Raw genomic sequence first — 24,827 nt, 5'->3', positions numbered from 1 at the left:
TGTACCGGAACTTTTGGTTGCAATTTGGGCTTGATTTAATATAATCTAATTTGTTTGGTACAATAGGAAAAGTGTGAAACTGTAAGCTAAAGGCATCTGCCCCGAATAAAGTTTTACGGCTTGGATCTGGACGGCTGAACATTATTCTAGCGGAAAGAAGGTAGTGACGATGGAATTATGGTACACAGAGAAGCAAACCCCGACTTTTGGCATTACGGCTAAAATCCGGGAGACCTTTGTACATGAGAAGACGGAGTTTCAACAATTGGATATGATCGATACCGAGGAATTCGGGCGCATGCTCGTGCTGGACGGTATGGTTATGACTACGATTAAGGATGAATTCGTCTATCATGAGATGGTCGCTCACCCCGCGCTGAACACGCATCCAAATCCGAAGAAGGTTCTTGTCGTCGGCGGAGGAGACGGAGGCGTCATTCGCGAAGTGATCAAGCATCCGGGTGTAGAGAAGGCCGTACTCGTTGAAATTGATGGAAAAGTTATCGAATATTCGAAGCAGTACTTGCCTGAGATCGCCGGCAAGCTGGACGATCCGAAGGTTGAAGTGCTGGTTAACGATGGATATATGCACATTATCGAGCATAAGAACGAATATGATGTCATCATGGTGGACTCCACCGAGCCTGTAGGCCCGGCTGCTCCGTTGTTTGAGCGCGGATTCTATCAAGGGATCTATGAGGCGCTGAAGGAAGACGGTATTTTCGTGGCGCAAACGGACAATCCGTGGTTCAAAGCGGATCTGATTCAGCAGGTCAACAAAGACGTGAAGGAAATCTTCCCGATCGTGCGTGTCTATGGAGCGAACATTCCAACCTACCCAAGCGGTCTGTGGACCTTTACGATGGGCAGCAAAACATACGATCCGCTTGAAGTGGACGAGTCTACGATTGATGAGATGGATACGAAGTACTATTCGCCTCGTCTGCATAAAGCCGCCTTCGTGCTGCCGAAATTCGTAGAAGACTTGGTGAAATAAGGAGGCGCGCATAAACTGATGAAACTGGATCAAGGTTATTCCGGCAACGTGTTTATTCTGAGCTCCGAGGATTATGAAGGATCCAAGGCCGTCATCTACGGTATGCCGATGGACTTCACGGTTAGCTACCGTCCCGGCTCCCGTTTCGGCCCGGCCCGTATTCGCCAAGCATCCGTTGGCTTGGAGGAGTACAGCCCGTATTTGGATAAGAGCATTGAAGATATCACTTATTTCGATGCAGGCGATCTGATGCTGCCTTTCGGCAATGCCGGCCGCAGTCTTGAAGTGATCGGCGATTATGTAGGCAAGCTGCTGGACGACGGGAAGTTCCCGATTGGACTCGGCGGAGAACACCTCGTATCGTGGCCGATTATTCAGAAGGTGTATGAGAAGTATCCTGATCTCATTCTGATCCATATCGATGCCCATGCCGACCTGCGCGAGCATTACGAGGGAGAGCCGTTGTCCCACTCCACGCCGGTCCGCAAGGCGGCAGGCATTATGGGCGGCAAGAACATTTATCAGTTCGGCATCCGTTCCGGCTCCCGCGAGGAGTTCCAGTATGGACGCGAGAACATCAATTTCTACCCGTTTGAGGTAGCCGCTCCGCTGAAGGAAGCATTGCCTTCCATGGGCAACCGTCCAGTTTACGTGACCATCGACATCGACGTGCTGGATCCTTCTGCCGCACCGGGCACCGGTACGGCAGAAGCCGGCGGCATCACGTCGAAAGAGCTGCTGGAAGCCGTACATCTGATTGCAAACTCCGATGTGAACGTTGTTGGCTGCGATCTCGTGGAAGTGGCGCCGATCTACGATCCGACCGAGCAGACCCAGATCGTGGCTGCGAAGTTGATTCGCGAGATGCTGCTGGGATTCGTGAAGTAGGGGATTCCACCCACCCAAACCCTCCCTGCCAGGGAGGGCCCCAAGGGCGCTGCCCTCTGGACACCCGCAACGTTGGCGTTCAGCGGGGCTGTGGGGATCGAAGCGGGGCTGGTGCTTGTGCCCGGCCAACCTTCGGTCTCCCCTGCGGGGACGCCCTCGAGGCCTCTGGAGCGCCCTTTATGTGGCCGAGGCTTTGCCCCTCGGCTGATGAAAGAAAAAGCAAGCCTCCCCCACCTAAGCCTAACGGCTATCGGTGTCGGCTTGCTTTTTCGCGTGAGCGCGGCCCTCACGAGCAATTCCCTGACGGGTCGCTCGAGGGCCAGCCCAAATTACAGGTTAGCCGAGGCTTTGCTCCTCGGCGATGAAAGAAAAAGCAAGCCTCCCCTACCTAAGCCTAACGGCTATCGGTGTCGGCTTGCTTTTTCGCGTGAACGCGGCCCTCTCGGGCAATTCCCTGACGGGTCGCTCGAGGGCCAGCCCAAATTACAGGTTAGCCGAGGCTTTGCCCCTCGGCAATGAAAGAAAAAGCAAGCCTCCCCCACCTAAGCTAACGGCTATCGGTGTCGGCTTGCTTTTTCGCGTGAACGCGGCCCTCTCGGGCAATTCTCTGACGGGTCGCTCGAGGGCCAGCCCAAATTACAGGTTAGCCGAGGCTTTGCCCCTCGGCAATGAAAGAAAAAGCAAGCCTCCCCCACCTAAGCCTAACGGCTATCGGTGTCGGCTTGCTTTTTCGCGTGAGCGCGGCCCTCACGAGCAAATCCCTGACGGGTTGCTCGCGGGCCAGCACCTATACATGATCAGCCGAGGCTTTGCCCCTCGGCGATGAAAGAAAAAGCAAGCCCTCCCTGCCTAAGCCTACGGCTATCGGGGAAGGCTTGCTTTTTCAACTTTGAGCAATTGAGAAGAAATGATTGATAGTCATATGTTATAAGCTTAGGGAAGCTTGATTCGAATTTGAATGGAATCTTTTTGAAAGGGATTAGGACGCCAATAAGGAGGCTAATAACATGGCAGATTCGTCCGGCAAGAAGAGAATTGACTCTGCCGCGAGGATGATTAAGGCTTCGCCCCAAACCATTTATCAGGCATTCACTGATCCCAAGGCTTGGGTGTCGTGGCTTCCGCCAGAGGGGATGTCAGGTCAGATTGATACCTTTGATGCCCGTGAAGGCGGGACTTATCGAATGGTGCTCACCTATATTGGAACGGACCACGCGAACCTCGGCAAATCATCGGCAGGCACGGATATCGTCCAAGGTAAATTCCTGGCGTTGGTGCCAAACAAGAAAATCGTTCAGTGTTTTGAATTCGAGTCGGAAGACCCCGCTTACGGGGGCCAGATGAGAATGACATGGACGTTGACAGCACTTGCGGAAGGCACTGAGGTGGCGGTTGTTTGCGAGGACGTTCCTGAGGGCATACGGCAGGAAGATCACGAAGCAGGCCTCCGTTCAACGCTTGAGAATCTCGCGGTTTTTACGGAGTGATAGCAGACAGGCAGCGTACCTCACAAGGTCCCTTTAACAGTGAAAAAGCAAGCAACCCAACTTAAGCCGAGCGGCTAAACGGGTTGCTTGCTTTTTTTATTTCAGGGTGATACCGAATGCCGAACCTGGGGCACCGGCGAATACGACAGTTCCGTTAGCCGGGAGCTTAACTTCGTTGGAGCCGCTGACCACGGTGTAGTTAACGACCGTGCCCTTCTCGTCATATACGGCGAATGCGCCTTCTGCCGGCAGGGTTACCGTCATGGTTTTGCCTGCGGCTGCTTCAGGTACGGTATACCACTTGGCATAGCCGTCGGCTTGCAGGGTAACGGTGGATTTTTTCCCTTTATACAATGGCTTCACATGCTTGCCGCTGATAAACAGGGATCCAGCGCCCTCGAAATACTCTACGCCTTTTTCCTTATAGAAGCGGAATTCGGACGTATCCCGGCTGCCGATCGCCGGAACCTGATGCTGGCTTACTGCGGTATCCGGATCGATAATCTTCTTGTCGACCAGATATCCTTCCAGGCCGCTCTTGCTGTTAATCTCTACCGTCGGTTTCGTAATGAAGTACATCAACGACGTGAATTTCTCGTTCAATGGATAGAACGTTTCGCCTTCCCGCTTCGCCCATGCGGCAGCGGTTTCCTTGGACAGCGGGTTCGCTTCCATTTTTTCGGCCGAATATTGCGACAAGGCCATCTGTCCCAGTCCAGGAATCGAAACATATTGTCTTACCCATAGGTAGATGCGATCATTCTTTTCCTTAACGAAGCTGACCTTAATGCTGCCATCCGCGCTGACAAACGTTCCGTCCGCGGTGTATACATATTTCTCGGCAGGATAGTCCGGAACCATCGGTACGGTAATGGACAGTTCGCCGTCCTTGATGTCGACTTTCATCTGCTGATTCGTCACGCCATAGTAACCGGCGAATTCCGCCATATTGTCAGGCATATCCGCTTGGACCGGTTTGCCGAACGATTTTTCCGGCTTGAACTCCTTGATGGTGCCTTTTTCCTTGAGCGTATGCAGCAAAATTTCGTTTGCCAGCAATTGGTTGGTTGAACTCGAACCGCCGGAAGATAATACGGCAGCTGCCATGTTCTGCTCCGGAAGCACAACGAGTGAAGCGTGGTATAGAATGGTGTCGCCGCCTTTAGTCACGGCTTTCATGTCATATTGGTTAAACGGGAACAGTCTCACGCTGTCCCAGCCAAGTCCATAATCGAACGAATTATCGGCATCTTCTGGCCACAGGCCTTTTTTATACTCTTCCTGCTCCATGGCTTTCACAGACGCAGCTGAGAGGATTCCCTCGGCTTCCCCGGTGAAGATCTGCGCAAACTGCACCAGGTCTTCGGCCGTGGAGTAGATGCCGCCGGTTCCGATGACATTGATGGTCTCGTTAGGCAGCTGTCCTTGATGAGCCGGATAATAGAGGCCCGCCATTTGGTTTAAATCCAATGTGTCTTGGGATGTCTTGGTGTGGTCCATGTTTAACGGCTCGGTAAAATGTTCATGAATGAATGCGGTAAAATCCTTGCCGCTCACTTTTTCCACGAGAATCTCGGCCAGCGTGAATCCGTCATTGCAATACACGGAGAATGCACCCGGATCTGCTTTGAGGTTTTGAGTGGACAACTGCTTCAGCAGCGTGTCATGTGCATGCGGGTCGTTATCTTCGAACAAGAACGCGTTGTTCAGGCTTGAGCCCTGTAGACCGGAGGAATGGTTAAGCAGCATGCGCGGCGTGATTTTTTTGTAGCGTTCGTCTTTCATCGTGAATTCGGGTATGTACTGAACGAGAGGCGCATCCAGGTTGATCTTCCCGTCATCCACCAATTTCATGACCGCGGCGGCAGTGAACACTTTGCTCGTGGAGCCGATCCCATACATCGTATCTTCGGTCAACGGAATCTTTCCTTCGATATCATTGACGCCCGCTTGCCCGGAAACGGTAATCTTGCCGTTGTCGATCAGGGCATATTGGACGCTTGTCGTTCCATACGTCTCGGTGAGCAGCTTGGCTTTCTCTGCGGCGATCTTCTCAAGACCCCCTCCTGCAGCGGCAGTCTGGCTGTTATCTGCTGCCATGGCTCCGGCTGGAAGGATCATTGTAACCGCGAGCAGGGCTACCAGCATTCGTGATAATCTTTTCTTCAATGAACAAATACCTCCTTATTATGAATGTATAAGTTAGTACGATTTACCAGCGGGAATGGTTCGAATTTTTTTTCATGTTTTTTGTGGCTTTATGATAGGAGTATATACAGGAAGGGCGTTTAATTGTTGTTAGGTGAGATATCTACAGATGAGAAGGTCAAAAAAACCAGGCCCCATCATCAGTTGCGAGAACTGCGCGAGGATGCCTGGTTATTTAACTAAGCACGATCAGTAGTGCCGAAGCGGTGCCGACGAAACAGCCCGCCAGACAATCGGAAGGATAATGAAAGCCGAGATAAATGCGTGACAGACTGACCGTAAGGGCCAGCAGGATCAAGAGCAACGACAGCCAGGGCGTAACGAACAGAAATGGCGTGACGATGGAAAATATGGCCGTCGAGTGTCCGGAAGGAAACGAATGGTCCTTCATCGGTTTCTTTTCAAACCTCACTTTTTCCAATGCCTGGTATGGCCGGATGCGTCTCAGTTTCTTTTTGATGAGAGCCGTAATCAGGAAGCTGAGGGACAGTGCGATAAAGCTCTGCCATCCCATCGTATCCCACGGCTCCGGTGCAAAAAACGCTATCGAAAGTGTCAGCACAATGGTAAAGATAGCACCCCCCATATGGGTGACCAGCGAGAGCATCGAATCCACCATTTTGTTGCTGATCTTGCGGTTTAACCAGCGGAAGATAAGGTGGTCATGTTGCTGAAGCCAATCCATCGAACGAGTTATCATTGTGAACAGAACACCTCACATTATAGTTTGGCAAGCTGATAGCCCTAAAGTCAAAACGGGCTCGTGTGTATGCTTGTAAGGGCCGGGATTGATCGTATAGACAAGAGGCTTACATACGACAGTATACAGGAGAATTGTTAAGCGTGGGTATGAATGGCGAGTATTTTTTCATAATTCGAGCATTCTTTGGCATAGGTACCGTCGATGATAACCGTATACCTTAAGGGACGCGCTTAAGATTATGGTTTCCAATTGACGGCGACTTGATGTTCCCATGTTCTCTAAGCCCGGAATCCGATATAATGAAAGCATCTAACCATGCATAAGGAGGAGAAGCATGAAATTTCGCGTTTCTGCCGTGCAATATCATCTGCACACGATTCAATCCTTTGACGATTTTGCCCGTCAATCGGAGCACTATATCCGAACGGCGGAGGAGTTCGAAGCCGATTTTGTGCTGTTTCCGGAATTTTTCACGACGCAGCTGATGTCCATCGGGGACGATCAGGGCCAGGCGTTAACGATCAATGACCTTCCGGATTTCACAGACCGTTACCGCGAGCTGTTCCAGGGCTTTGCGAAGCAATATAACATGCATATCATTGGCGGGACCCACGTCATTCGCCGGGAAGGGAAGCTGTACAATGTGGCGCATCTGTTCTATCCGGACGGCCGCATTGCGGAACAGGCGAAGATTCATATTACGCCTTCGGAGATAACCGGCTGGAACATGGGGGCCGGCGAAGGGCTCGAAGTATTCGAGACCGAAAAAGGCACCATTGCGATGCTCACCTGCTATGACATCGAATTTCCCGAGATCGTGCGCATGGCCAAGGCCAAAGGGGCCGACGTCATTTTCTGTCCGTCCTGCACCGATGATCGTCACGGATTCCACCGCGTGCGTTATACCAGCCATGCCCGCGCCATCGAGAATCAAATCTATGTGGTGCTGACCGGCACGGTTGGATCGCTGCCTACCGTGGATCTGATGCGTGCCAACTTCGGGCAGGCTGCCATCATTACGCCGAACGATATTCCGTTCCCGCCGAAGGGCCTGCTGGCCGAGGGAGAGCTGAACAACGACATGATCATTACCGCCGATCTCGATCTGGATTTATTATATCAAGTGCGCGAGAAGGGCTCCGTCACGACATGGCGTGACCGGCGTACGGATTTGTATCCGGATTGGGAGTAAGTCTTTTATCATGGTTTGATAAAATGGGAAAAGGCGGTGTAGAGGAAATGGCCCGGTTTCATCAACAGTTTTATGTATTCGACGACGTCCGGCCGGTGCCGGTTGTTATTCGAGGCTACACGGAAGCGGACTTCGACGAGCTGATCGCCATTCAATCCGAGACGTTCCCGCCTCCGTATCCTCCGGAGCAATGGTGGAACAAGGAACAGCTGATGCAGCATGTCACCTTGTTTCCCGAGGGCGCCCTATGCGTTGAAGTGGACGGCATGCTCGCCGGGTCCATCACCTCGCTCATTGTGGAGTACGATCCGATGGAGCCTGCCCACTCCTGGGCGGAGGCCACGGATAACGGATACATCCGCACGCATCAGCCGGACGGAAATACCCTATACATCGCCGACATTTGCGTCAGGCCGCGCTTTCGCAAGCTTGGGCTCGGCAAATGGCTGATTCAGTCGCTGTATCACGTGACCATCGAAAGGGGACTGGACCGGCTGCTTGGCGGCGGACGGATGCCCGGCTATCATCGGCATGCGCACGAAATGTCGGCCGTAGAATATTTGGATGCCGTTGTCAGGGGGGATCTCAAGGACCCCGTAATTACCTTCCTGCTCCGGTGCGGCCGGACGCCCGTCGGGGTAGCGGCAGAGTATTTGGAGGATGAGGAGTCCTGCAATTATGGGGCCTTGATGGAATGGAAGAATCCATTCCGAGGGTGAAGTGGTTTAGAATGAACGATGATTTCACGGCTTCGAATATCTTCATAATATAAAAGATATTTTCATTACATATATAAGGAGGCTTTTAATTTAATGGAATATATCCGCATTACGAGCATCGACGATCCCTTGTTTCGCAAAATGCACGATCTCATGAAGGAAGTGTTCCCTCCGGAAGAGGTGCTGGAATTCAGCTTATGGAAAGAGCCGCTCGAAGACCCGGGCATTCGGGTATTTGTTGCCCTGCATGAGGACGAAGTGGTGGGTACGACGGAATACCGCTATTACGAGGACTGGAACGTGGCGATGACCGATTTTACCATTATCGGGCGTGAAGGGCTCGGCATCGGCCGATTCCTGGCACAACATCGCTTGAAGGATCTGAATCAATTGGCGGCAGCAAACGGCAAAGAGCTGTTCGGCATGTTTGCCGAGATTTACGATCCATATCGGGTGCAGGACCATGCATTCGGCGGCGTGAAGCCGATGGATCCGTTCGTTCGCCGCGAAGTCCTGTCGCATCTGGGTTACAAACGCACGGATATCGACTATGTGCATCCGTCCTGGAACAACGATGGCGAAGCGGTGAGCGGGCTTGATTTTTGCTTCATGCCGGGCGACGATGCCGTTGATGAATTGCCAGCGGAGCTGATTGCCAACTTCTTGAGACGATACTATTCGGTGCTGCCCGAGAAACCGCAAGCCTGGAACGACATGGTGGCCAAGCTGGACGCACGGGAGAAGGTATCCTTGCTTCCGCTGTAACCTATAGTATGGATCATGCCTGATTCTTCTTGAATCAGGCCTATTCTTTTTCTTGACCGCCCATTGATTTCAATTTTTTGGTATTCTAATCCTATGAAAGGCCAGGTCGACGTAATGGGGAGGCTGCTTATGAAGAGAAATCGTATTTGGTTATGGGCAGGTATTGGTTTAAGCATCGTAATCCTATATTCATTCATGCAACTAAGCGTTCATTTCGGCAAACCCATGTCCGAAGAACAGAAGATAGCGGCCTCTTACGTGAAATCGCTGGGCTATAAGATTGTAAGCCACTCCAGTAAACCGATTACTTATACGCTTGAGAAATCTCTTCTCGCACCTGGTAACGGCGCAATCCCCTATATTCAGACATGGAGTGTACAGAGCCAAGATCCGGCAAACTATTACGGAAAAGAAATTGTCACCTATCGATTCAAGGTTTCCGGGCATCCGCTTGACCGCATGTATAATACGAATACGGCCTTGTTCGTGATGATGTCGGAGGGGAAGGTCATCGGGGGAACCTCGTTCCCCGATCGGAACGATTTAGCTGGAGCTCCTTATTCCATTGATGGAAAGACCTTGGAGGAAATCACGGGTAACAGTTTCGGGGAATGGCGCGAGCAATGGGCCGAAAAATATGGGAATTAAGGATGCGCTCCAACCTCTCCGAATACGACGAAAGACATGTTTCTATACTTTTGCTAAAATCCTCATTTGAATTGCAAGGCTATACTGGATATAGTAATACAATAGGTAAGGAAAAGAGGAACGTACATGAAAGACCGAAAACAAGTGAACATCCGTCTTCAGAGCCTTCACGAAGGAGAGAATACGATACAGGAGCTTCCCGCAGAGGCGTTTATCAAGGGGAAGGTGCTGTATGTGCGCTATACGGAGCCGGCGCTTGGACCGCATCAAGGGGAAACCCGGGCCATGCTCAAACTGACGGAGGACGAGCTGAAGCTGATCCGTCATGGCGAGGTGGAGTCCGAGCAGGCGTTTAAGCTGGGACTGCAATTGCCTGGATATTATCGCTCCCCGTTCACTTCATTTAATCTGTCTACGCACACCCAGCGTCTGGAGCTAGCGCTAGAGGGCGTGACCGGACGAGCGGCTTGGGCGTATGATTTATATGTGTTTGACGAGTTTTCGGGACACTTTTCGATCAGTTTGACTATTCAGGAGGCACATGAATCATGACTATGAATCCATTAGATCACATTAACGGGCTGGTTGCAGAGGCGGTAGGAGACGCTGCCGTAGCTGCCGGACTGGTGTCCCGCGAGGAGCTGCCCGCCATTACGCTGGAAGTTCCGAAGGATAAGTCGCACGGCGACTTGGCCACGAACGTAGCGATGCAGCTGACGCGGATTGCCAAGAAGAACCCGCGGCAAATCGCCGAAGCTATCCTGGAACATTTGGATACGGCAAAGGCTTCCATTGAGAAAGCGGAGATCGCCGGGCCCGGGTTTATTAACTTTACCTTGGACAAGGGGTATCTCTATCCGATCGTGGCATTGGTACAAGAGCAGGGCGATAACTACGGGCGGATCGCTACGGGCGAAGGGCAAAAGGTCCAGATGGAGTTTGTCAGCGCCAATCCAACCGGAAGCCTGCATCTTGGACATGCCCGCGGAGCGGCGGTAGGCGATGCCCTTTGCAATGTGCTTGATTTTGCAGGATACGAAGTTACGCGCGAATACTACATCAATGATGCAGGCAACCAAGTAGTGAACCTGGTTAAATCCCTCGAAGCCCGCTATTTGCAGGAGCTCGGCCAGGATGCCGAAATGCCTGAAGACGGATACCATGGCGAGGATATCAAAGGGTTTGCCAAAGAGCTCGTAGCCGAAAAAGGCGATTCCTTGCTATCGATGGATCCTGGCGAGAGAACGGCATTCCTGCGTCAATTCGGGCTTGAGAAGGAACTTGGTAAAATCAAACGCGATTTGAATCGATTCCGCGTCCATTTTGACGAGTGGTTTAGCGAAACGTCCCTGTATGAGGATGGACTGGTGGAGAAATCCCTGGAAGAACTGAAAGCCAAGGGCGAAGCTTACGAGAAGGATGGGGCAACCTGGCTCCGCACCACCGATTATGGGGATGACAAAGACCGCGTCCTCGTCAAGAATGACGGAACGTATACCTACCTGACGCCGGATATTGCGTACCACCGCAATAAATACGAGCGCGGCTATGACAAGATCCTGAATATTTGGGGAGCCGACCACCATGGTTACGTTCCGCGCATGAAGGCTGCCATGGAGGCGCTCGGCAATGACCCGGACAAACTCATCGTATTGATCGCCCAGATGGTCAGCCTGTTCCAGGACGGCGAGAAGGTGAAGATGTCCAAGCGTACCGGTAAAGCGGTCACGATGGAAGATTTGATGGATGAGGTCGGCGTGGACGCGATCCGCTATTTCTTCACCATGCGCAGCATGGATTCGCATTTGGATTTCGACATGGATCTGGCGGTGTCCACGTCCAACGAGAATCCGGTCTTCTACGTACAGTATGCGCACGCACGCATTTGCAGCGTATTCCGCCAAGCGGAGGAGCAAGGCGTTAGCCTCCTGCCGCTTGCCGACGTGAACCTGAGCGTTCTGACCGCCGAGCATGAATACGACATTTTGCGCAAAATGGGAGAACTCCCGCAGGAAGTGTCGCTTGCTGCGGAGAACTATGCACCGCACCGGCTTATCCGGTATGTATATGAACTGGCCTCCTTGTTCCACAGCTACTACAGAGCCGAACGCGTCATTACGGAAGACGCGAATCAAACGCAAGCCCGCCTTGCTTTGCTGGCAGCCGTCCGCACGGTCATTGCCAACGTGCTTCGCCTGATGGGCGTATCGGCGCCGGAACGCATGTAAGAAGGGGCTTCCCTTTCATATGCCATAACAGCCAACAGCCGTCTTTCTTTGGAAAGACGGCTGTTTTAATGCGTGAACGAAATGGGCGTTTGCGTTGCTGATGAACCGAATTTATAATTTCATGCCCTCGCGCAAAAATTTCAAGGCATTTACCTCTCCATCGGAGGCGCTGTATCCTTTTTTGAGCTTAAGGGGGGAGGAGGTGCGCCGCAGCAGGGCCTTGATCGTAGCTGTTTTTTTCAAGTCAGGCTTCTGGGCAAGCAGCAGGGCGATTGCTCCGCTGACGTGTGAAGTGGCCATGGAAGTGCCGCTCATTTCGTGGTATTTTCCCTGCAGCCAGGCTGACACGATTTTATCTCCGGGCGCATAAATATCGACAAATTGCCCGCGGTTGCTGAAGCCGGGGATTCTCCGGCTGCGGTCGGTAGCTCCGACGGATATCGTTTGGGGATAACGGGCAGGATAGTCCGCGGTACGGCGTTTGCCGTCATTGCCGGAAGAGGCCACAATGAGGACGCCTGCTTGGTTGGCCTTGCTTACGATATCCAGCAGCGTGCGGCTTCGGGTCTGCATGCCGAAACTCATATTGATGATATCGATCTCGGCCCGCACGCACCAGTCGATGGCCAGAATGATATCCGACACGAAGGCGGAGCCGTTGTGATCAAAGGCTTTGACCGGATACACGACAGATCTGGGAGCAACGCCGATCATACCTTGGGTGCTGTTTGCTGCAGCGATGGTGCCCGAGATATGCGTTCCATGCCCATTGTCGTCATAAGGCGGGATGTTGCGATGGACGAGGTTGACCCCTCGGGTCAGCGAATACTTCAGATCCGGGTGACCGAAATCCACCCCTGTGTCGATAACGGCAATCTTCACGCGGTGTCCTGTCGAGGTAGACCAGGCTTGAGGGGCTTTGATTTGCTTGATACCCCATGGGATCCCGGTTAGCGTTCCTATTGTCCCCTGTATGGCGTGGATATGAACCTGTTCATCCTCTTCAACCATCAGTTCGTTCCGAAACTCCGCTTCAAACTTCGCGGTTTGGGGAGCTGGAGCGATGATGGTACGAGTAAGCGGCGAGCGGCTGACCGAACTCGGGAAACGCCTTTTCCCTGCGAGCCGGTTCCATTCGCGGATGCATTTCTGGTACAGCTGAGGGTCATGAAACGTGAGGAGCCGCCGGTTCATTTCCCGGACGTTCCGCATAGGGTTCGTCTCTGCAAGTAGTGATTGCATGATCCGGGTGTAATCCATGTGTGGCAATCTCCCTTCTCGATGAACCGTTGCTTCAGTATTGTATGAGCCGGGGAGAGTGCCCGAATGGGATGTTGCCCTTTTTCCGGGAAATAGGCCCTGTTTACCGTGTCAAAGCAGCAGGGCTAACATAAGATACATGGAGAGAATATCAAGGTTCTCTTATCTATCCCGTAAGGAGTCGATCCTAGGGGCGGGTACAGTCAGAAGGCGGAGAGAATCGTCTCCGTCTTTTTCCATTTGGTATCTGATGGGTAATGGAGCATAAAAACTTGATTTTTATTTCCAAATAGGTTTTACTTAGTTTTGATAATGGATATGTTGAGGGTATAACGTGAAGATTGTGTGAGAGGAAGTGTGCGTTAGTGAGTAATCCGCTCAATTTAAAGATCGATCCGGAGAAGATTCAGGAAATCCCGATGGTTGACCTGGCTTTTATGGTTCTGAAGGCGGCGAATACGCCGTATTATTACCGTGACCTGATGAATGAGGTGGCCAAGCTTCGCGGCTTTACGGAACAGGAAATTAACGAAACGATTGCCCAGTTATATACCGAGATCAATATAGACGGACGTTTCGCATGTGTAGGTACGAATCTGTGGGGACTAAAGCGCTGGTATCCGCTGGAGAAGTCCGAAGATCCGATTGCGAACGCCAAACGTCCGCGGATCATCAATGATGAAGACGACGATGACGATGACTTCACGGATGAAGAGGATACCTATAGCGGTGACGATGCCGAAGAGGATTTCGACAGCATCGACGATGAAGACGATGATCACGACGATCTCTTCCCGGATGATGACGATGCTGACGATGATGTAGATGAGGACGTTGTTCTGGATGATGACGAATTGGATGACGAAGATGCGGATTCCGAGGAAGAAGATCTGGAAGAGGAAGAATTCGAGGAAGACGACAGAGATTAATCTGTCATTCCGCTCGGAATTTAAGCCAGTCCGCATGGTTTATGACTCTGTTTTACGATGTCGGCCGATTGGGGAATTTTGAGGTTGGTTCTTCTCTTGACAAGCAGACAAGGCACAGAGTAAACTATTGCTTGGGCTTATGATTGTGGATTAAATATGTTTAATATAAAAGTGCCCCGTTATTTATTCGGGGTCACTTTTTTTGTTTTTAAGGCTCGGAAAGTGTAAACGACGCTAGCTTCCGGGCCAATATAGCAAGACCAAGATTCAGATATGCAGAGTAAGAAGATGTATTGGAATCGCTCGCCCTGAAGCCTCATAACGTTATGCCGTACCGGCAGCCCGATGGGGATCATTTTAGCGTCAATATATGCGGTTTGTAATAGGTCGGAGGTCAGCTCGCTCACCATTATTGGAAGCGAGCGATGTTTTTGTTGGTCCCTCTGATGAATCAGGGGAAAACGGGTTAGGATAAACATCATATGTCGCCTGAAGTTATGGAGATTATATAGGAGGGTTTTTAACAGTGACAAAGTATATTTTTGTAACAGGCGGAGTCGTGTCATCTCTAGGTAAGGGAATTACCGCCGCTTCGCTCGGCAGATTGCTTAAGAACAGAGGGCTCAAGGTAACGATTCAGAAATTCGATCCGTACATTAATATAGATCCGGGCACCATGAGTCCTTACCAGCATGGCGAAGTGTTCGTTACTGACGACGGTGCGGAAACCGACCTGGACCTGGGACACTATGAGCGCTTCATCGATATTAACCTGTCGAAGAACAGCAATGTGACAACAGGAAAAGTATACTCTTCTGTTATTAGCAAGGAACGCCGGGGGGAATATTTGGGCGGCACCGTGCAGGTTATTCCTCATATTACGAACGAGATCAAGGAGCGCGTATTCCGTGCGGGCCGTGAAGCGGGTTCGGATGTGGTCATTACCGAAATCGGCGGAACGGTCGGCGATATCGAAAGCCTTCCTTTCCTGGAGGCCATCCGCCAAATCAAGAGCGATGTTGGCCGTGAGAACGTGATGTATATTCATGTAACCCTCATTCCATATATTAAGGCAGCCGGTGAAGTGAAAACGAAGCCGACGCAGCACAGCGTAAAAGAACTCCGCAGCATCGGCATTCAGCCGAATGTCATCGTGTGCCGTACGGAGCATGAGCTTTCAACCGAGATGAAAGCCAAAATCGCGCTCTTCTGCGATATCGACCCTAACGCGGTCGTAGAATGCCGCGACGCGTCCTCCCTGTATGAGGTGCCGCTGAATCTGCGCGATGAAGGCCTGGACGAAATTGTTGTCAATCATCTGAAGCTGACGACTCCTGCGCCGGATATGAGCGAGTGGGAAGATCTGGTGGAGCGCGTCTCCAAGCTGGAGAAGACCGTTGAGATTGCGATTGTCGGCAAGTATGTCGCGCTTCATGACGCCTACCTCAGCGTAGTGGAATCCCTGTCCCATGCCGGCTTTGATGCCAATGCCGACGTGAAGATCCGCTGGGTGAACGCCGAGGAAATTACGGCGGACAATGTGGAAGAGACGTTGAACGGCATCGGCGGTATTCTGGTACCTGGTGGATTTGGAGACCGGGGTATCGAAGGCAAGATCAGCGCGATCCGTTATGCCCGCGAGCGCAACATTCCATTCTTCGGTATTTGCCTTGGCATGCAAGTGTCCGTCATCGAATATGCCCGTTCGATCTTAGGTCTGAACGGCGCGAACAGCTCCGAAATTGATCCGGCTACCGAATATCCGGTTATCGACCTGCTTCCGGAGCAGAAGGATATCGAGGATCTTGGCGGAACGATGCGCCTTGGCCTGTATCCGTGCAAGCTGGTTCCGGGATCGCTTGCGGAGTCCTGCTACCAGGACGAGCTGGTTTACGAAAGACATCGTCACCGGTACGAGTTCAACAACCAATACCGTGAAGATATCGAGAAAGCGGGCCTGCGTATTTCCGGTACTTCACCGGACGGACGCCTGGTCGAGATCGTGGAGCTGCCAGGACATCCTTGGTTCCTCGCCGTGCAATTCCATCCGGAATTCACTTCCCGTCCGAACCGTCCGCAGCCATTGTTCCGTGAATTTGTAAAAGCCTCGATCCAGCATCAGGCATAATTGGGAAGAGCCTCTTTTTGAAGAGGCTCTTTTTTTGCGTGCAAATTCTTTTGTCGCTGCGTGAAGGGTGGAGCTGAGGACCGGAATCCCTGTCCAGCGCTGTCGATTTCGGATACAGCCAATTCGTGATCTTTTTTTCTCACTTTTTTTAGGACAGGAAGGAATTCGACATCTACAGGCGAATACAAATAATGGCCGGTTTATGGGAAAGTTAGGAACTTTCGAGTTTGCATATACTCATTGTACGATTTAAGTATCGGGAGGTTGGAAGGATGAGCAAACAAAGCAAACACAAAGTGCTGATTGTGGATGACCAGAATGGGATCCGCATCCTGCTTGTGGAAGTGTTCAGCAGTGAAGGATATGAGACATTCCAAGCGGCGAACGGCAAGGCTGCCCTTGAAATCGTGAAGATGCATGCCCCGGATTTGGTGCTGCTGGATATGAAAATTCCTGGAATGGACGGGCTTGAGATTTTGAAGCATATTAAACAGATGAATCCGGACATTAAGGTGATCATGATGACAGCCTATGGAGAGCTTGACATGATCAAGGAAGCGACCGATCTTGGAGCGCTGATGCATTTTACCAAACCCTTCGACATCGACGAGATGCGGCAAGCCGTCAACATGCAGCTGAAAGGGACCGCGAACAACATCGGTTGAATGATGAATTCTGCTCAAGGGGCGGAATTCTTTTTTTTGCCAGAATGTGAGTTCCTTCGCAGCAATTTAGGAAATGCTTGTTTAGTATTTATGACGCGATGTGGTATAATAAGTCCGTATGTTATATCGGCTAAAAACCATAGACAAACTAAGCATCTATAGGAGGATGAAACCATGCCATTAGTATCAATGACAGACATGCTGAACAAAGCACTCGAAGGTAAATATGCTGTTGGTCAATACAACATCAACAACCTGGAGTGGACATATGCAATTCTTGAAGCGGCTGAGCAAGAGAAATCGCCGGTAATTCTTGGTGTTTCCGAAGGCGCAGCTCGTTACATGGGTGGATTCAGCACCGTTGTACACATGGTAAAAGGTTTGATGGAGGACCTGAAAGTTACAGTTCCTGTTGCCATTCACCTTGACCACGGTTCAAGTGTTGAGAAATGTAAAGAAGCAATCGATGCAGGGTTCACTTCGGTTATGATCGATGATTCCCACAGCCCGATTGAGACGAATATTGCAACAACGAAACAAGTGGTTGAGTATGCTCACGCCAAAGGCGTTTCCGTTGAAGCCGAAGTCGGCATGGTCGGCGGACAAGAGGATGACGTTATCGGCGACGTAATGTACGCGAAGCTTGACGACTGCGTGCGCATCGTGAACGAGACAGGCATCGACACATTGGCGCCTGCGCTTGGTTCTGTCCATGGTCCTTACAAAGGCGAACCAAACCTTGGGTTTAAAGAGATGGAAGAGATTCGCGATGCTGTGAAACTTCCATTGGTGCTTCATGGCGGTACGGGCATCCCGACGCATGACATCAAGAAAGCTATCTCCTTGGGTACTTCCAAAATCAACGTTAACACCGAGAACCAAATCTCGTTCACCAAAGTTGTTCGTGAAGTGCTTGCCGCTAAACCGGAAGCTTACGATCCGCGCACATTCCTGAAACCAGGCCGCGAGGCAATCAAGGAAACCGTTGTCGGCAAAATCCGTGAGTTTGGTTCCAACAATCAAGCTTAATCACCCGTAACACACAAAAGTCGCTTGTAGCCTTCGTGGCCGCAACATGACGATAGGAATCACCTAAGATATTTTAGGCTGTCTTATGCTGCATACAATGAAATGGAAAGCACACCGCATAGCCGGTGTTTTTCCATTTCATTTATTAAGTTATCAAAAAGCGCAAGCGGATTGTGAGGCTTCACAACCGGATAATCGCTACGAAAACGAACGCTTATTGCGTCTGTCATCCTTTAGGAACGTCGATACGACGTTTTTCTTGTATGACGGGCATCAGAACCATTTCCGGCTGCGAAGTGATGTAGGGGGAACCGAAAGCTTATGGAAAAATTGATGATCAGCGGTGGACGCCCACTGCGAGGTGCTGTAACAATTAGCGGTGCCAAGAACAGTGCTATTGCGTTAATTCCCGCCGCAATCCTGGCGGAATCGGAAGTCGTACTTGATAATTTGCCGCTTCTCAGCGATGTGGCTGTTTATGCTGAGATCCTTGAGGAATTAGGCGGGCAAGTTTCATGGGAAGGCAATCAGATGAGAATTGACCCTTCTGATATCAAATCCATTCCGATGCCTAACGGACCCGTCAAGAAACTGCGCGCGTCCTACTATATGATGGGCGCCATGCTTGGAAGATTTAAAGAAGCCGTGATCGGCCTGCCGGGCGGCTGTAATTTTGAACCTCGTCCCATCGACCAGCACATCAAGGGCTTTGAAGCGCTTGGCGCGACCGTGACCAACGAACACGGCTCGATTCACCTGCATGCCAAAGAGCTGCGGGGCGCGAAGATCTACCTCGATGTAAGCAGCGTAGGTGCAACGATTAACATTATGCTGGCGGCTGCCAAGGCCAAAGGCTCCACAATTATCGAAAACGCGGCGAAAGAGCCTGAAATTATAGATGTTGCAACACTTTTGAATTCCATGGGAGCTGTCATTAAGGGCGCCGGAACGGAAACCATCCGGATCGAGGGCGTGACCGAGATGCATGGCTGCCGACATTCCATTATTCCAGACCGGATTCAGGCCGGTACATATATGATTGCTGCCGCAGCTACGCGCGGCGATGTTCTGATTGACAACGTCATCCCGAAACATCTTGAGGCCCTCACGGCCAAGCTGATCGAGATGGGTGTGGGCATCGAAGAGCTGGACGAAAGCATCCGCGTGATCGGTAAAGCCCGGTATCAGCATGTGGATGTGAAGGCGCTTATATATCCTGGATTTGCAACGGATTTGCAGTCACCGATGACCAGCCTCCTTACGCAAGCGGAAGGCGTCAGCGTCCTTAGTGATTTTGTATATAGCAACCGATTTAAACATGTTCCGGAGCTCGTTCGCATGGGGGCCAAAATTCGCGTGGAGGGACGCTCTGCCATCATCGAAGGCGGCCCGCTGAACGCAGCCAAGGTCAAAGCGACCGATCTGCGGGCGGGTGCGGCCCTTGTCATTGCGGGACTGACGGTGCCTGAAGGGATAACGGAGGTAAGCGGCGTGGAATTCATCGACCGCGGCTACGACCATCTCGTTTCCAATCTGCGAGAGCTGGGTGCCGACGTGTGGCGTGAGACCGAAGAAGAGTGATTTTTTTACCAAAATGAGGGAAATGTGTGGTGGAAACTGCATATCTCCCTCTGATTTGGGTAATGCTCCTAGTAAAGCTCTCATAGACTAATAGACTACATGACAGCAGGGAACTGCTGCGACAGAAACAAATAATTGAATAGGTGGTTATTGAATGGATTTACAAATAGCCGATTTGGAAGGCATGAAGCTGACGGATCTGTATAAGCTGGCCAAGAAGTATCAGATTCCTTATTATGGCCAGTTGAAGAAAAAAGAATTGATATTTGCCATTCTCCGGGCGCAGGCCGAACAGAGCGGCTTGATGTTCATGGAGGGCGTACTCGAGATTTTGCCGGAAGGATACGGTTTTCTGAGACCGATCAACTATTTGCCGAGCACGGAGGATATCTACATTTCGGCCTCCCAGATCCGCAAATTCGATTTACGGACCGGAGATTTGGTTTCTGGCAAATGCCGGACGCCGAAAGAGAACGAACGTTACTTCGGACTGCTGCAGGTCAACGCCGTGAATGGCGAGAATCCTGCCGTCGCAGCGGAACGACTACACTTCCCAGCCTTGACTCCTCTATATCCGCAAGAAAAGCTTGTTCTTGAAACATCCCCTAATCAGTTGTCAACCCGAATTATGGATCTGCTTGCACCCGTAGGTTTAGGACAACGCGGTTTGATCGTGGCACCGCCAAAAGCAGGGAAAACGCTCCTCTTGAAAGAAATCGCCAACAGCATCTCAACCAACAATCCAGAGATTGAACTGTTTGTTTTACTCATCGATGAACGGCCTGAAGAAGTGACGGATATGCAGCGTTCCGTTAAGGGTGAGGTGGTTGCTTCTACTTTTGACGAGCTTCCGGAGAACCATATCAAAGTGGCGGAACTGGTATTGTCGCGCGCCTTGCGGCTGGTGGAGCATAAGAAGGACGTGGTTATCTTGCTGGACAGCATCACCCGTCTGGCTCGTGCGTACAACCTGGTCATTCCTCCGTCCGGCCGAACGCTGAGCGGCGGTATTGATCCTGCGGCATTCCATCGTCCGAAACGTTTCTTCGGATCGGCTCGTAACGTGGAGGAAGGCGGAAGTTTGACGATCCTGGCGACAGCCTTGGTTGAAACCGGATCGCGGATGGATGATATCATTTATGAGGAATTTAAAGGCACAGGCAACATGGAGCTGCACTTGGACCGCCGCTTCGCGGAACGCCGTATTTTCCCGGCGATCGATATTCGTCGCTCCGGTACCCGGCGCGAAGAGGTGCTGCTGAACAAGGATGAACTGGATACCATTTGGGCGATCCGCAAAAATATGAACGACTCTGCCGATTTTGTGGAAGGCTTCCTTAAAAAAATGCGTGATAGCAAGAATAACGCGGAGTTCTTGGCATCATTTGACGTGAATGCCAACAACGGCGGCGGAACCGGGACTCAGGGCCAGACAGCCAGACGTCCATCGCGTGCATCTGCGGCGACGGCCCCTCAGAGCTAAGCCCTGAATCAACCGGAGAATAGGAGATCAACATGTATTTGGTTTATGCAGATGAACAAGGGAATGTATACGATCATTCCGAGCTGTTCGGGCTGGCCCGCAGCGGAGATATGATCGTCGAGATATTGGAAGATGAATTGATACCTTTGCCGGAGGGAGCTACGCTGGTCGGACTGCCGAGTACCCGAGCGATCGGAATGGATCCGGAGACCGGTGACATGATGCCGCTTGAGGACGGGTATACGGCTGTCGGAGCGCTTCTGCCGCAAGGCTACACCCGGCTCTGCCTGCCGGGGTACGTGAAGTCGGACAAGGAGTATAAGCTGCCGCTGTTTGGTTACTCGGCGGTCGTATGGAAGGATGGCGCTTTCTATACGACGGCGCGTTTGTCCGACGATCCCGAGAAATGGAATCCTGTGAATTGTGATCTGGACGACCTTGAGCTTGGGGTTAAGACGCTGAAGGAGAAGTATCCGGAAAACCGGCTCTACGAACATCTGTCTAACTGTGCGCTGGGATACGAATGCCTGACGGCGTCCAACACCTTCCTGAATCGCTGGGAAGGCGCGGTTCCCGTGTCTTACTCCTGCAATGCGGGCTGCTTCGGTTGCATTTCGGAACAGCCGGATGACAGCGGCTTTGTCTCCCCGCAGACGCGCATGAACTTCCGTCCGAGAGTGGATGAGCTGGTGCAGGTCATGCTGGAGCATCTGAAGACCCCGGAGTCGATCATCAGCTTTGGCCAAGGCTGTGAGGGCGAACCCTCCACCCAGGCGAAGATCATTATAGAGGCCATGCGAGAAGTCCGGGCACAGACCGATATGGGTTACATCAATATTAACACCAATGCGGGACTGACCGATTTTATCCGCGGTATCGTGGATGCGGGTCTTGATCTGATGAGAGTCAGCACGATCAGTGCATTGGATGCCCATTATAACGCATACTACAAGCCAAGAGGCTACACGCTCGCTAATGTGGAGAAATCTCTTCGTTACGCAACGGATCAGGGCGTATATACATCCATTAACTATCTGATCTTTCCGGGCGTGACCGACCGCGAGGAAGAGCTGGAAGCCATGATCGAGTTTGCCCGGCGAACGGGACTCAAATTGATTCAGCTTCGCAATCTGAATATTGACCCTGAGAGCTATCTTGGCCTCATTCCGCCTGCGCAAGGCGAGATTCTCGGAATGAAGCAGGCGATCGAGATCATGCAGGAGGAGCTGCCGGATGTGGTGATCGGCTCCTATACGCATGTGCCCCCTGCTGGACAGGCGAGACCGAAAAAGCGGCCTTCGATTATTTAACTATCACGGACTCGAATGTGCTAAAAATAGGGTGTAGTTCCAATTGCGGACTTGTCTGATGATTTGTGTATGGACTATTGCGCATTCAATTTGCTCGTGCTATACTCCTTTTATGTGTCCATATAACTCTGGGTCCGCATGAGGCTCAGGGCGGAAAGAGGTGAAAGCTACAATGAAACAAGATATTCAACCGAAATATCACGTTACTACAGTTACTTGTGCTTGCGGTAATACGTTTGAAACAGGTTCTGTGAAACCCGATCTTCGTGTAGAGATTTGCTCGAACTGTCATCCGTTCTTCACAGGTAAACAGAAATTCCTGGATGCTGGCGGTCGTGTTGATAGATTCAAGAAGAAATACGGTATCTAATAAACAAACCCTTCGCCCTTGTGGCCGAAGGGTTTTTGTCTGTCTGCAGGGCCGTTGGAGTATGCAACTTCTTCCGTCGGTTGCTTTTTTGGTAGCCATGCGATATACTAAAGTTCGCCGTGCTAGACGGGGAGGTAGCGGTGCCCTGTAACTCGCAATCCGCTGTAGCGAGGTTGAATTCCTGTTAGAGGTGTTGTCGATGTGAGGCTGGTCCCTGCGCTCAACGTTGACGGTTGGGTCCTCCGCAATGAGCACTTGTGAACCTGGTCAGGTCCGGAAGGAAGCAGCCATAAGCAAGACCGCTTTTGTGCCGGAGGAGTGCCTAGCCCGAGTTGCTGCTCAGGATTGCCGCTCGGATCGCAATGATCAATAACAGGTGCACGGTATACATATCTGCACTTAACACCTTTGCCTTTGGCAAGGGTGTTTTTTGTCGAGGCGGGATTCTAAATTGAAGCGAATGCTTCACGTGAACTTTGGATAAAGTTTTCCAAGTAAACGTTTTGCTAAGGCAGGGGAAAGTAGTATAGAATGTAGTATAATATAACCGTTGACTCATGCCGTTTAGGCTGGGATTGACCATGAATATAACTTGTAAAGCACGTGAGGATTGGGCTTTGGTGTGAGCCTTGGATTTCCTAATCTTCGCGAAGTGGAAGTTGAAAGAGGGTAAAGCATAGTGGAACATATCGCGTTATATCGAGCTTGGCGACCACAGTCGTTCGGCGACATGGTGGGCCAGCAGCATATTATCCAGACCCTGCAGAATGCCATTCGCGAGCAGCGGGTTTCCCATGCCTACCTGTTCAGCGGTCCACGGGGTACAGGCAAGACCAGTGCCGCTAAAATTTTGGCCAAAGCCGTGAACTGCGAGCATGGTCCGGCTGAGGAACCCTGCAATGCATGCGAGGCCTGCCGGCGCATAACGTCCGGAGCCGTCATGGATGTCCAGGAGATCGATGCGGCATCCAACCGCGGCGTCGAGGAGATTCGTGATTTGCGGGAGAAAGTCAAATACGCACCGACCGAAGTGCGGCGCAAGGTTTATATTATTGACGAAGTACACATGCTGACGACGGAAGCGTTCAATGCCTTGCTGAAAACGCTGGAGGAGCCGCCGGCACACGTGATGTTTATACTAGCGACAACAGAGCCGCACAGGCTTCCGGCAACGATTATCTCACGCTGTCAGCGGTTTGACTTCCGTAGGGTGTCCCTGGAGGAACAAACCGGACGTCTGGAGCAGATCTGCGGGGAAGAAGGCATTACGGCTGAGCATGAAGCGCTGCAGTATATTGCGCGTCTATCGGATGGCGGTATGCGGGATGCTTTGAGCATTCTGGATCAGATCGCTTCCTTCACTGGAGGTACCGTATCTTACCGGCAGGTCATGGACATGACGGGAGGCATTGCCTCAGAGCAGTTTGGCCGTCTGGCCGGCGCCGTGAAGCAGGGGGATGCCGGACTGGTCCTGCAGATCGTGGAGCAATTTATGCAGGAGGGAAAAAGCGCAGATAAATGCATGGAGAATCTCCTGTACTATTTCCGCGATTTGCTTATGATCAAGATGGTTCCCGATGCCGACAAGCTGACCGATCGGGTTTTGAACCCGGCCGAGTTTCAGGAGATGGCAAATGCCTTCAGCCGGGATGAGCTGTTTCAAATGATTGATACGCTCAACCGTTATCAGAGTGAGATGAAATATGCCTCGCAGCCGCAAACCCTGTTTGAGGTGGCACTGCTCAAGCTTTCCGGCATTACCCAATCCGGCGGCGGGGCCGCAGCTGCCCATTCTACCGCCGATGCGGGAGAACTGGCTCAGTTGAAGCAGCATGTAGCCGCACTTGAGAAAAAACTGGAGCGTCTGATTCAAAACGGTGTTCCTGCATCGAATCAACGCGAACCGGCCAAGTCTACCCGTACACCTGCACCGAAAGCAGCTTCAACGGCCAAGATTCCGCAGCATATGGATCAGTATGTATCCTCCCGGACCGGAGAGGATTATACCGCTGTACATCGGCAGTGGGCCCAAATTTTGCAGAACGTGAAAGAGGAGAAGGTAACGGTTCACGCATGGCTGATGGATGGTGAGCCCGTATCCGTATGGGAAGACAAGGTGCTTGTCGCTTTCAAAAACAACATCCACCGCGAAACCACGGAGAAACCTGCCAACAAACAGGTGATTGAAGGGGTTCTTGAGTCTATGCTCGGCAAGCCGTACCATCTGGTGACCATGA

The 24,827-nt window shown here is 51.6% G+C and carries 21 protein-coding genes and 1 other RNA gene (1 of these 22 only partly in view); 19 read left to right on the top strand and 3 right to left on the bottom strand.

What is annotated here, in order from left to right:
• Nucleotides 1-169 precede the first annotated feature (169 nt).
• From speE to JNUCC32_RS24560, 3 genes are all read left to right on the top strand, one after another.
• The gene (gene speE / locus JNUCC32_RS24570) at nt 170-997 is read left to right on the top strand and encodes a polyamine aminopropyltransferase (protein ID WP_012818360.1); all 828 of its coding nucleotides are present in this window, start codon (nt 170-172) and stop codon (nt 995-997) included.
• An 18-nt stretch (nt 998-1,015) separates the two neighbouring features.
• On the top strand, nt 1,016-1,885 hold the full coding sequence (gene speB, locus JNUCC32_RS24565) for an agmatinase (protein ID WP_012818361.1): 870 nt from the start codon (nt 1,016-1,018) through the stop codon (nt 1,883-1,885).
• Between the two features lie 1,007 nt (nt 1,886-2,892).
• Nucleotides 2,893-3,372 carry an SRPBCC domain-containing protein gene (locus JNUCC32_RS24560; RefSeq protein ID WP_192570124.1) on the top strand — a complete coding sequence of 160 codons (480 nt, stop codon included), beginning with the start codon at nt 2,893-2,895 and terminating at the stop codon, nt 3,370-3,372.
• A gap of 96 nt (nt 3,373-3,468) precedes the next feature.
• Here JNUCC32_RS24560 and JNUCC32_RS24555 read toward each other — a convergent pair whose 3' ends face one another.
• Together JNUCC32_RS24555 and JNUCC32_RS24550 are read right to left on the bottom strand one after the other, a co-directional pair.
• Nucleotides 3,469-5,541, bottom strand: coding sequence for a serine hydrolase domain-containing protein (locus JNUCC32_RS24555; protein ID WP_192570123.1), 2,073 nt, complete (start codon nt 5,539-5,541; stop codon nt 3,469-3,471).
• A 214-nt stretch (nt 5,542-5,755) separates the two neighbouring features.
• On the bottom strand, nt 5,756-6,280 hold the full coding sequence (locus JNUCC32_RS24550; RefSeq protein ID WP_090914378.1) for a phosphatase PAP2 family protein: 525 nt from the start codon (nt 6,278-6,280) through the stop codon (nt 5,756-5,758).
• 337 nt (nt 6,281-6,617) lie between these two features.
• Between JNUCC32_RS24550 and JNUCC32_RS24545 the strand changes: the two genes are divergently transcribed.
• The 6 genes from JNUCC32_RS24545 to argS all read left to right on the top strand — a co-directional run bounded on the left by JNUCC32_RS24545 (nt 6,618) and on the right by argS (nt 11,835).
• A complete protein-coding gene (locus JNUCC32_RS24545) occupies nt 6,618-7,475 on the top strand; it encodes a carbon-nitrogen hydrolase family protein (protein ID WP_009595511.1) in 858 nt (285 codons plus the stop codon).
• Between the two features lie 47 nt (nt 7,476-7,522).
• A complete protein-coding gene (locus JNUCC32_RS24540; RefSeq protein WP_192570122.1) occupies nt 7,523-8,194 on the top strand; it encodes a GNAT family N-acetyltransferase in 672 nt (223 codons plus the stop codon).
• 93 nt (nt 8,195-8,287) lie between these two features.
• Entirely contained in the window at nt 8,288-8,959 is a 672-nt protein-coding gene (locus JNUCC32_RS24535) for a GNAT family protein (RefSeq protein WP_012818376.1), read from the top strand.
• Nucleotides 8,960-9,088: 129 nt separating this feature from the next.
• Nucleotides 9,089-9,607, top strand: coding sequence for a hypothetical protein (locus JNUCC32_RS24530; RefSeq protein ID WP_096777298.1), 519 nt, complete (start codon nt 9,089-9,091; stop codon nt 9,605-9,607).
• 126 nt (nt 9,608-9,733) lie between these two features.
• Nucleotides 9,734-10,159, top strand: a complete 426-nt coding sequence (locus JNUCC32_RS24525; protein WP_192570121.1) for a YwiB family protein — start codon at nt 9,734-9,736, stop codon at nt 10,157-10,159.
• Entirely contained in the window at nt 10,156-11,835 is a 1,680-nt protein-coding gene (gene argS / locus JNUCC32_RS24520; protein ID WP_192570120.1) for an arginine--tRNA ligase, read from the top strand. Before JNUCC32_RS24525 ends, argS begins: the two co-directional genes overlap by 4 nt.
• A 111-nt stretch (nt 11,836-11,946) precedes the next feature.
• On the opposite strand, the gene JNUCC32_RS24515 is transcribed toward argS, so the two are convergent.
• On the bottom strand, nt 11,947-13,095 hold the full coding sequence (locus tag JNUCC32_RS24515) for a S8 family peptidase (RefSeq protein ID WP_012818380.1): 1,149 nt from the start codon (nt 13,093-13,095) through the stop codon (nt 11,947-11,949).
• A gap of 365 nt (nt 13,096-13,460) precedes the next feature.
• On the opposite strand from JNUCC32_RS24515, the gene rpoE reads away from it, so the two are divergent.
• The 10 genes from rpoE to dnaX form a co-directional block, all read left to right on the top strand.
• Entirely contained in the window at nt 13,461-14,024 is a 564-nt protein-coding gene (rpoE, locus tag JNUCC32_RS24510; RefSeq protein ID WP_090914358.1) for a DNA-directed RNA polymerase subunit delta, read from the top strand.
• 526 nt (nt 14,025-14,550) lie between these two features.
• Nucleotides 14,551-16,152, top strand: coding sequence for a CTP synthase (locus tag JNUCC32_RS24505; RefSeq protein ID WP_192570119.1), 1,602 nt, complete (start codon nt 14,551-14,553; stop codon nt 16,150-16,152).
• A 272-nt stretch (nt 16,153-16,424) separates the two neighbouring features.
• The gene (locus JNUCC32_RS24500; RefSeq protein ID WP_009595517.1) at nt 16,425-16,817 is read left to right on the top strand and encodes a response regulator; all 393 of its coding nucleotides are present in this window, start codon (nt 16,425-16,427) and stop codon (nt 16,815-16,817) included.
• A 174-nt stretch (nt 16,818-16,991) separates the two neighbouring features.
• Nucleotides 16,992-17,846, top strand: a complete 855-nt coding sequence (gene fba, locus JNUCC32_RS24495) for a class II fructose-1,6-bisphosphate aldolase (RefSeq protein WP_012818384.1) — start codon at nt 16,992-16,994, stop codon at nt 17,844-17,846.
• A 321-nt stretch (nt 17,847-18,167) separates the two neighbouring features.
• Entirely contained in the window at nt 18,168-19,427 is a 1,260-nt protein-coding gene (locus JNUCC32_RS24490; RefSeq protein ID WP_036662837.1) for a UDP-N-acetylglucosamine 1-carboxyvinyltransferase, read from the top strand.
• Between the two features lie 154 nt (nt 19,428-19,581).
• Nucleotides 19,582-20,910 carry a transcription termination factor Rho gene (rho, locus tag JNUCC32_RS24485; RefSeq protein WP_012818386.1) on the top strand — a complete coding sequence of 443 codons (1,329 nt, stop codon included), beginning with the start codon at nt 19,582-19,584 and terminating at the stop codon, nt 20,908-20,910.
• Between the two features lie 32 nt (nt 20,911-20,942).
• Complete coding sequence (locus tag JNUCC32_RS24480) at nt 20,943-22,220, top strand: radical SAM family protein (protein ID WP_009595518.1); 1,278 nt, start codon at nt 20,943-20,945, stop codon at nt 22,218-22,220.
• Nucleotides 22,221-22,392: 172 nt separating this feature from the next.
• Nucleotides 22,393-22,590: a 50S ribosomal protein L31 gene (gene rpmE / locus JNUCC32_RS24475; RefSeq protein ID WP_006207505.1), complete on the top strand. Its 198-nt coding sequence runs from the start codon at nt 22,393-22,395 to the stop codon at nt 22,588-22,590.
• A 117-nt stretch (nt 22,591-22,707) separates the two neighbouring features.
• Nucleotides 22,708-22,974, top strand: an RNA gene (ffs, locus tag JNUCC32_RS24470) — signal recognition particle sRNA large type.
• Nucleotides 22,975-23,269: 295 nt separating this feature from the next.
• Nucleotides 23,270-24,827 carry the 5' portion of a DNA polymerase III subunit gamma/tau gene (gene dnaX, locus JNUCC32_RS24465; RefSeq protein ID WP_192570118.1) on the top strand. 158 nt of this gene lie beyond the right edge of the window, so the window shows 1,558 of its 1,716 coding nt (coding positions 1-1,558); its start codon is at nt 23,270-23,272; its stop codon lies off the right edge, out of view.

The organism is Paenibacillus sp. JNUCC32 (assembly GCF_014863545.1).
In the GTDB taxonomy this organism is placed as follows: domain Bacteria; phylum Bacillota; class Bacilli; order Paenibacillales; family Paenibacillaceae; genus Paenibacillus_AQ; species Paenibacillus_AQ lautus_A.
The sequence above is the reverse complement of the archived record's forward strand: the minus strand, read 5'-3'. Positions and strand labels throughout refer to the sequence as shown.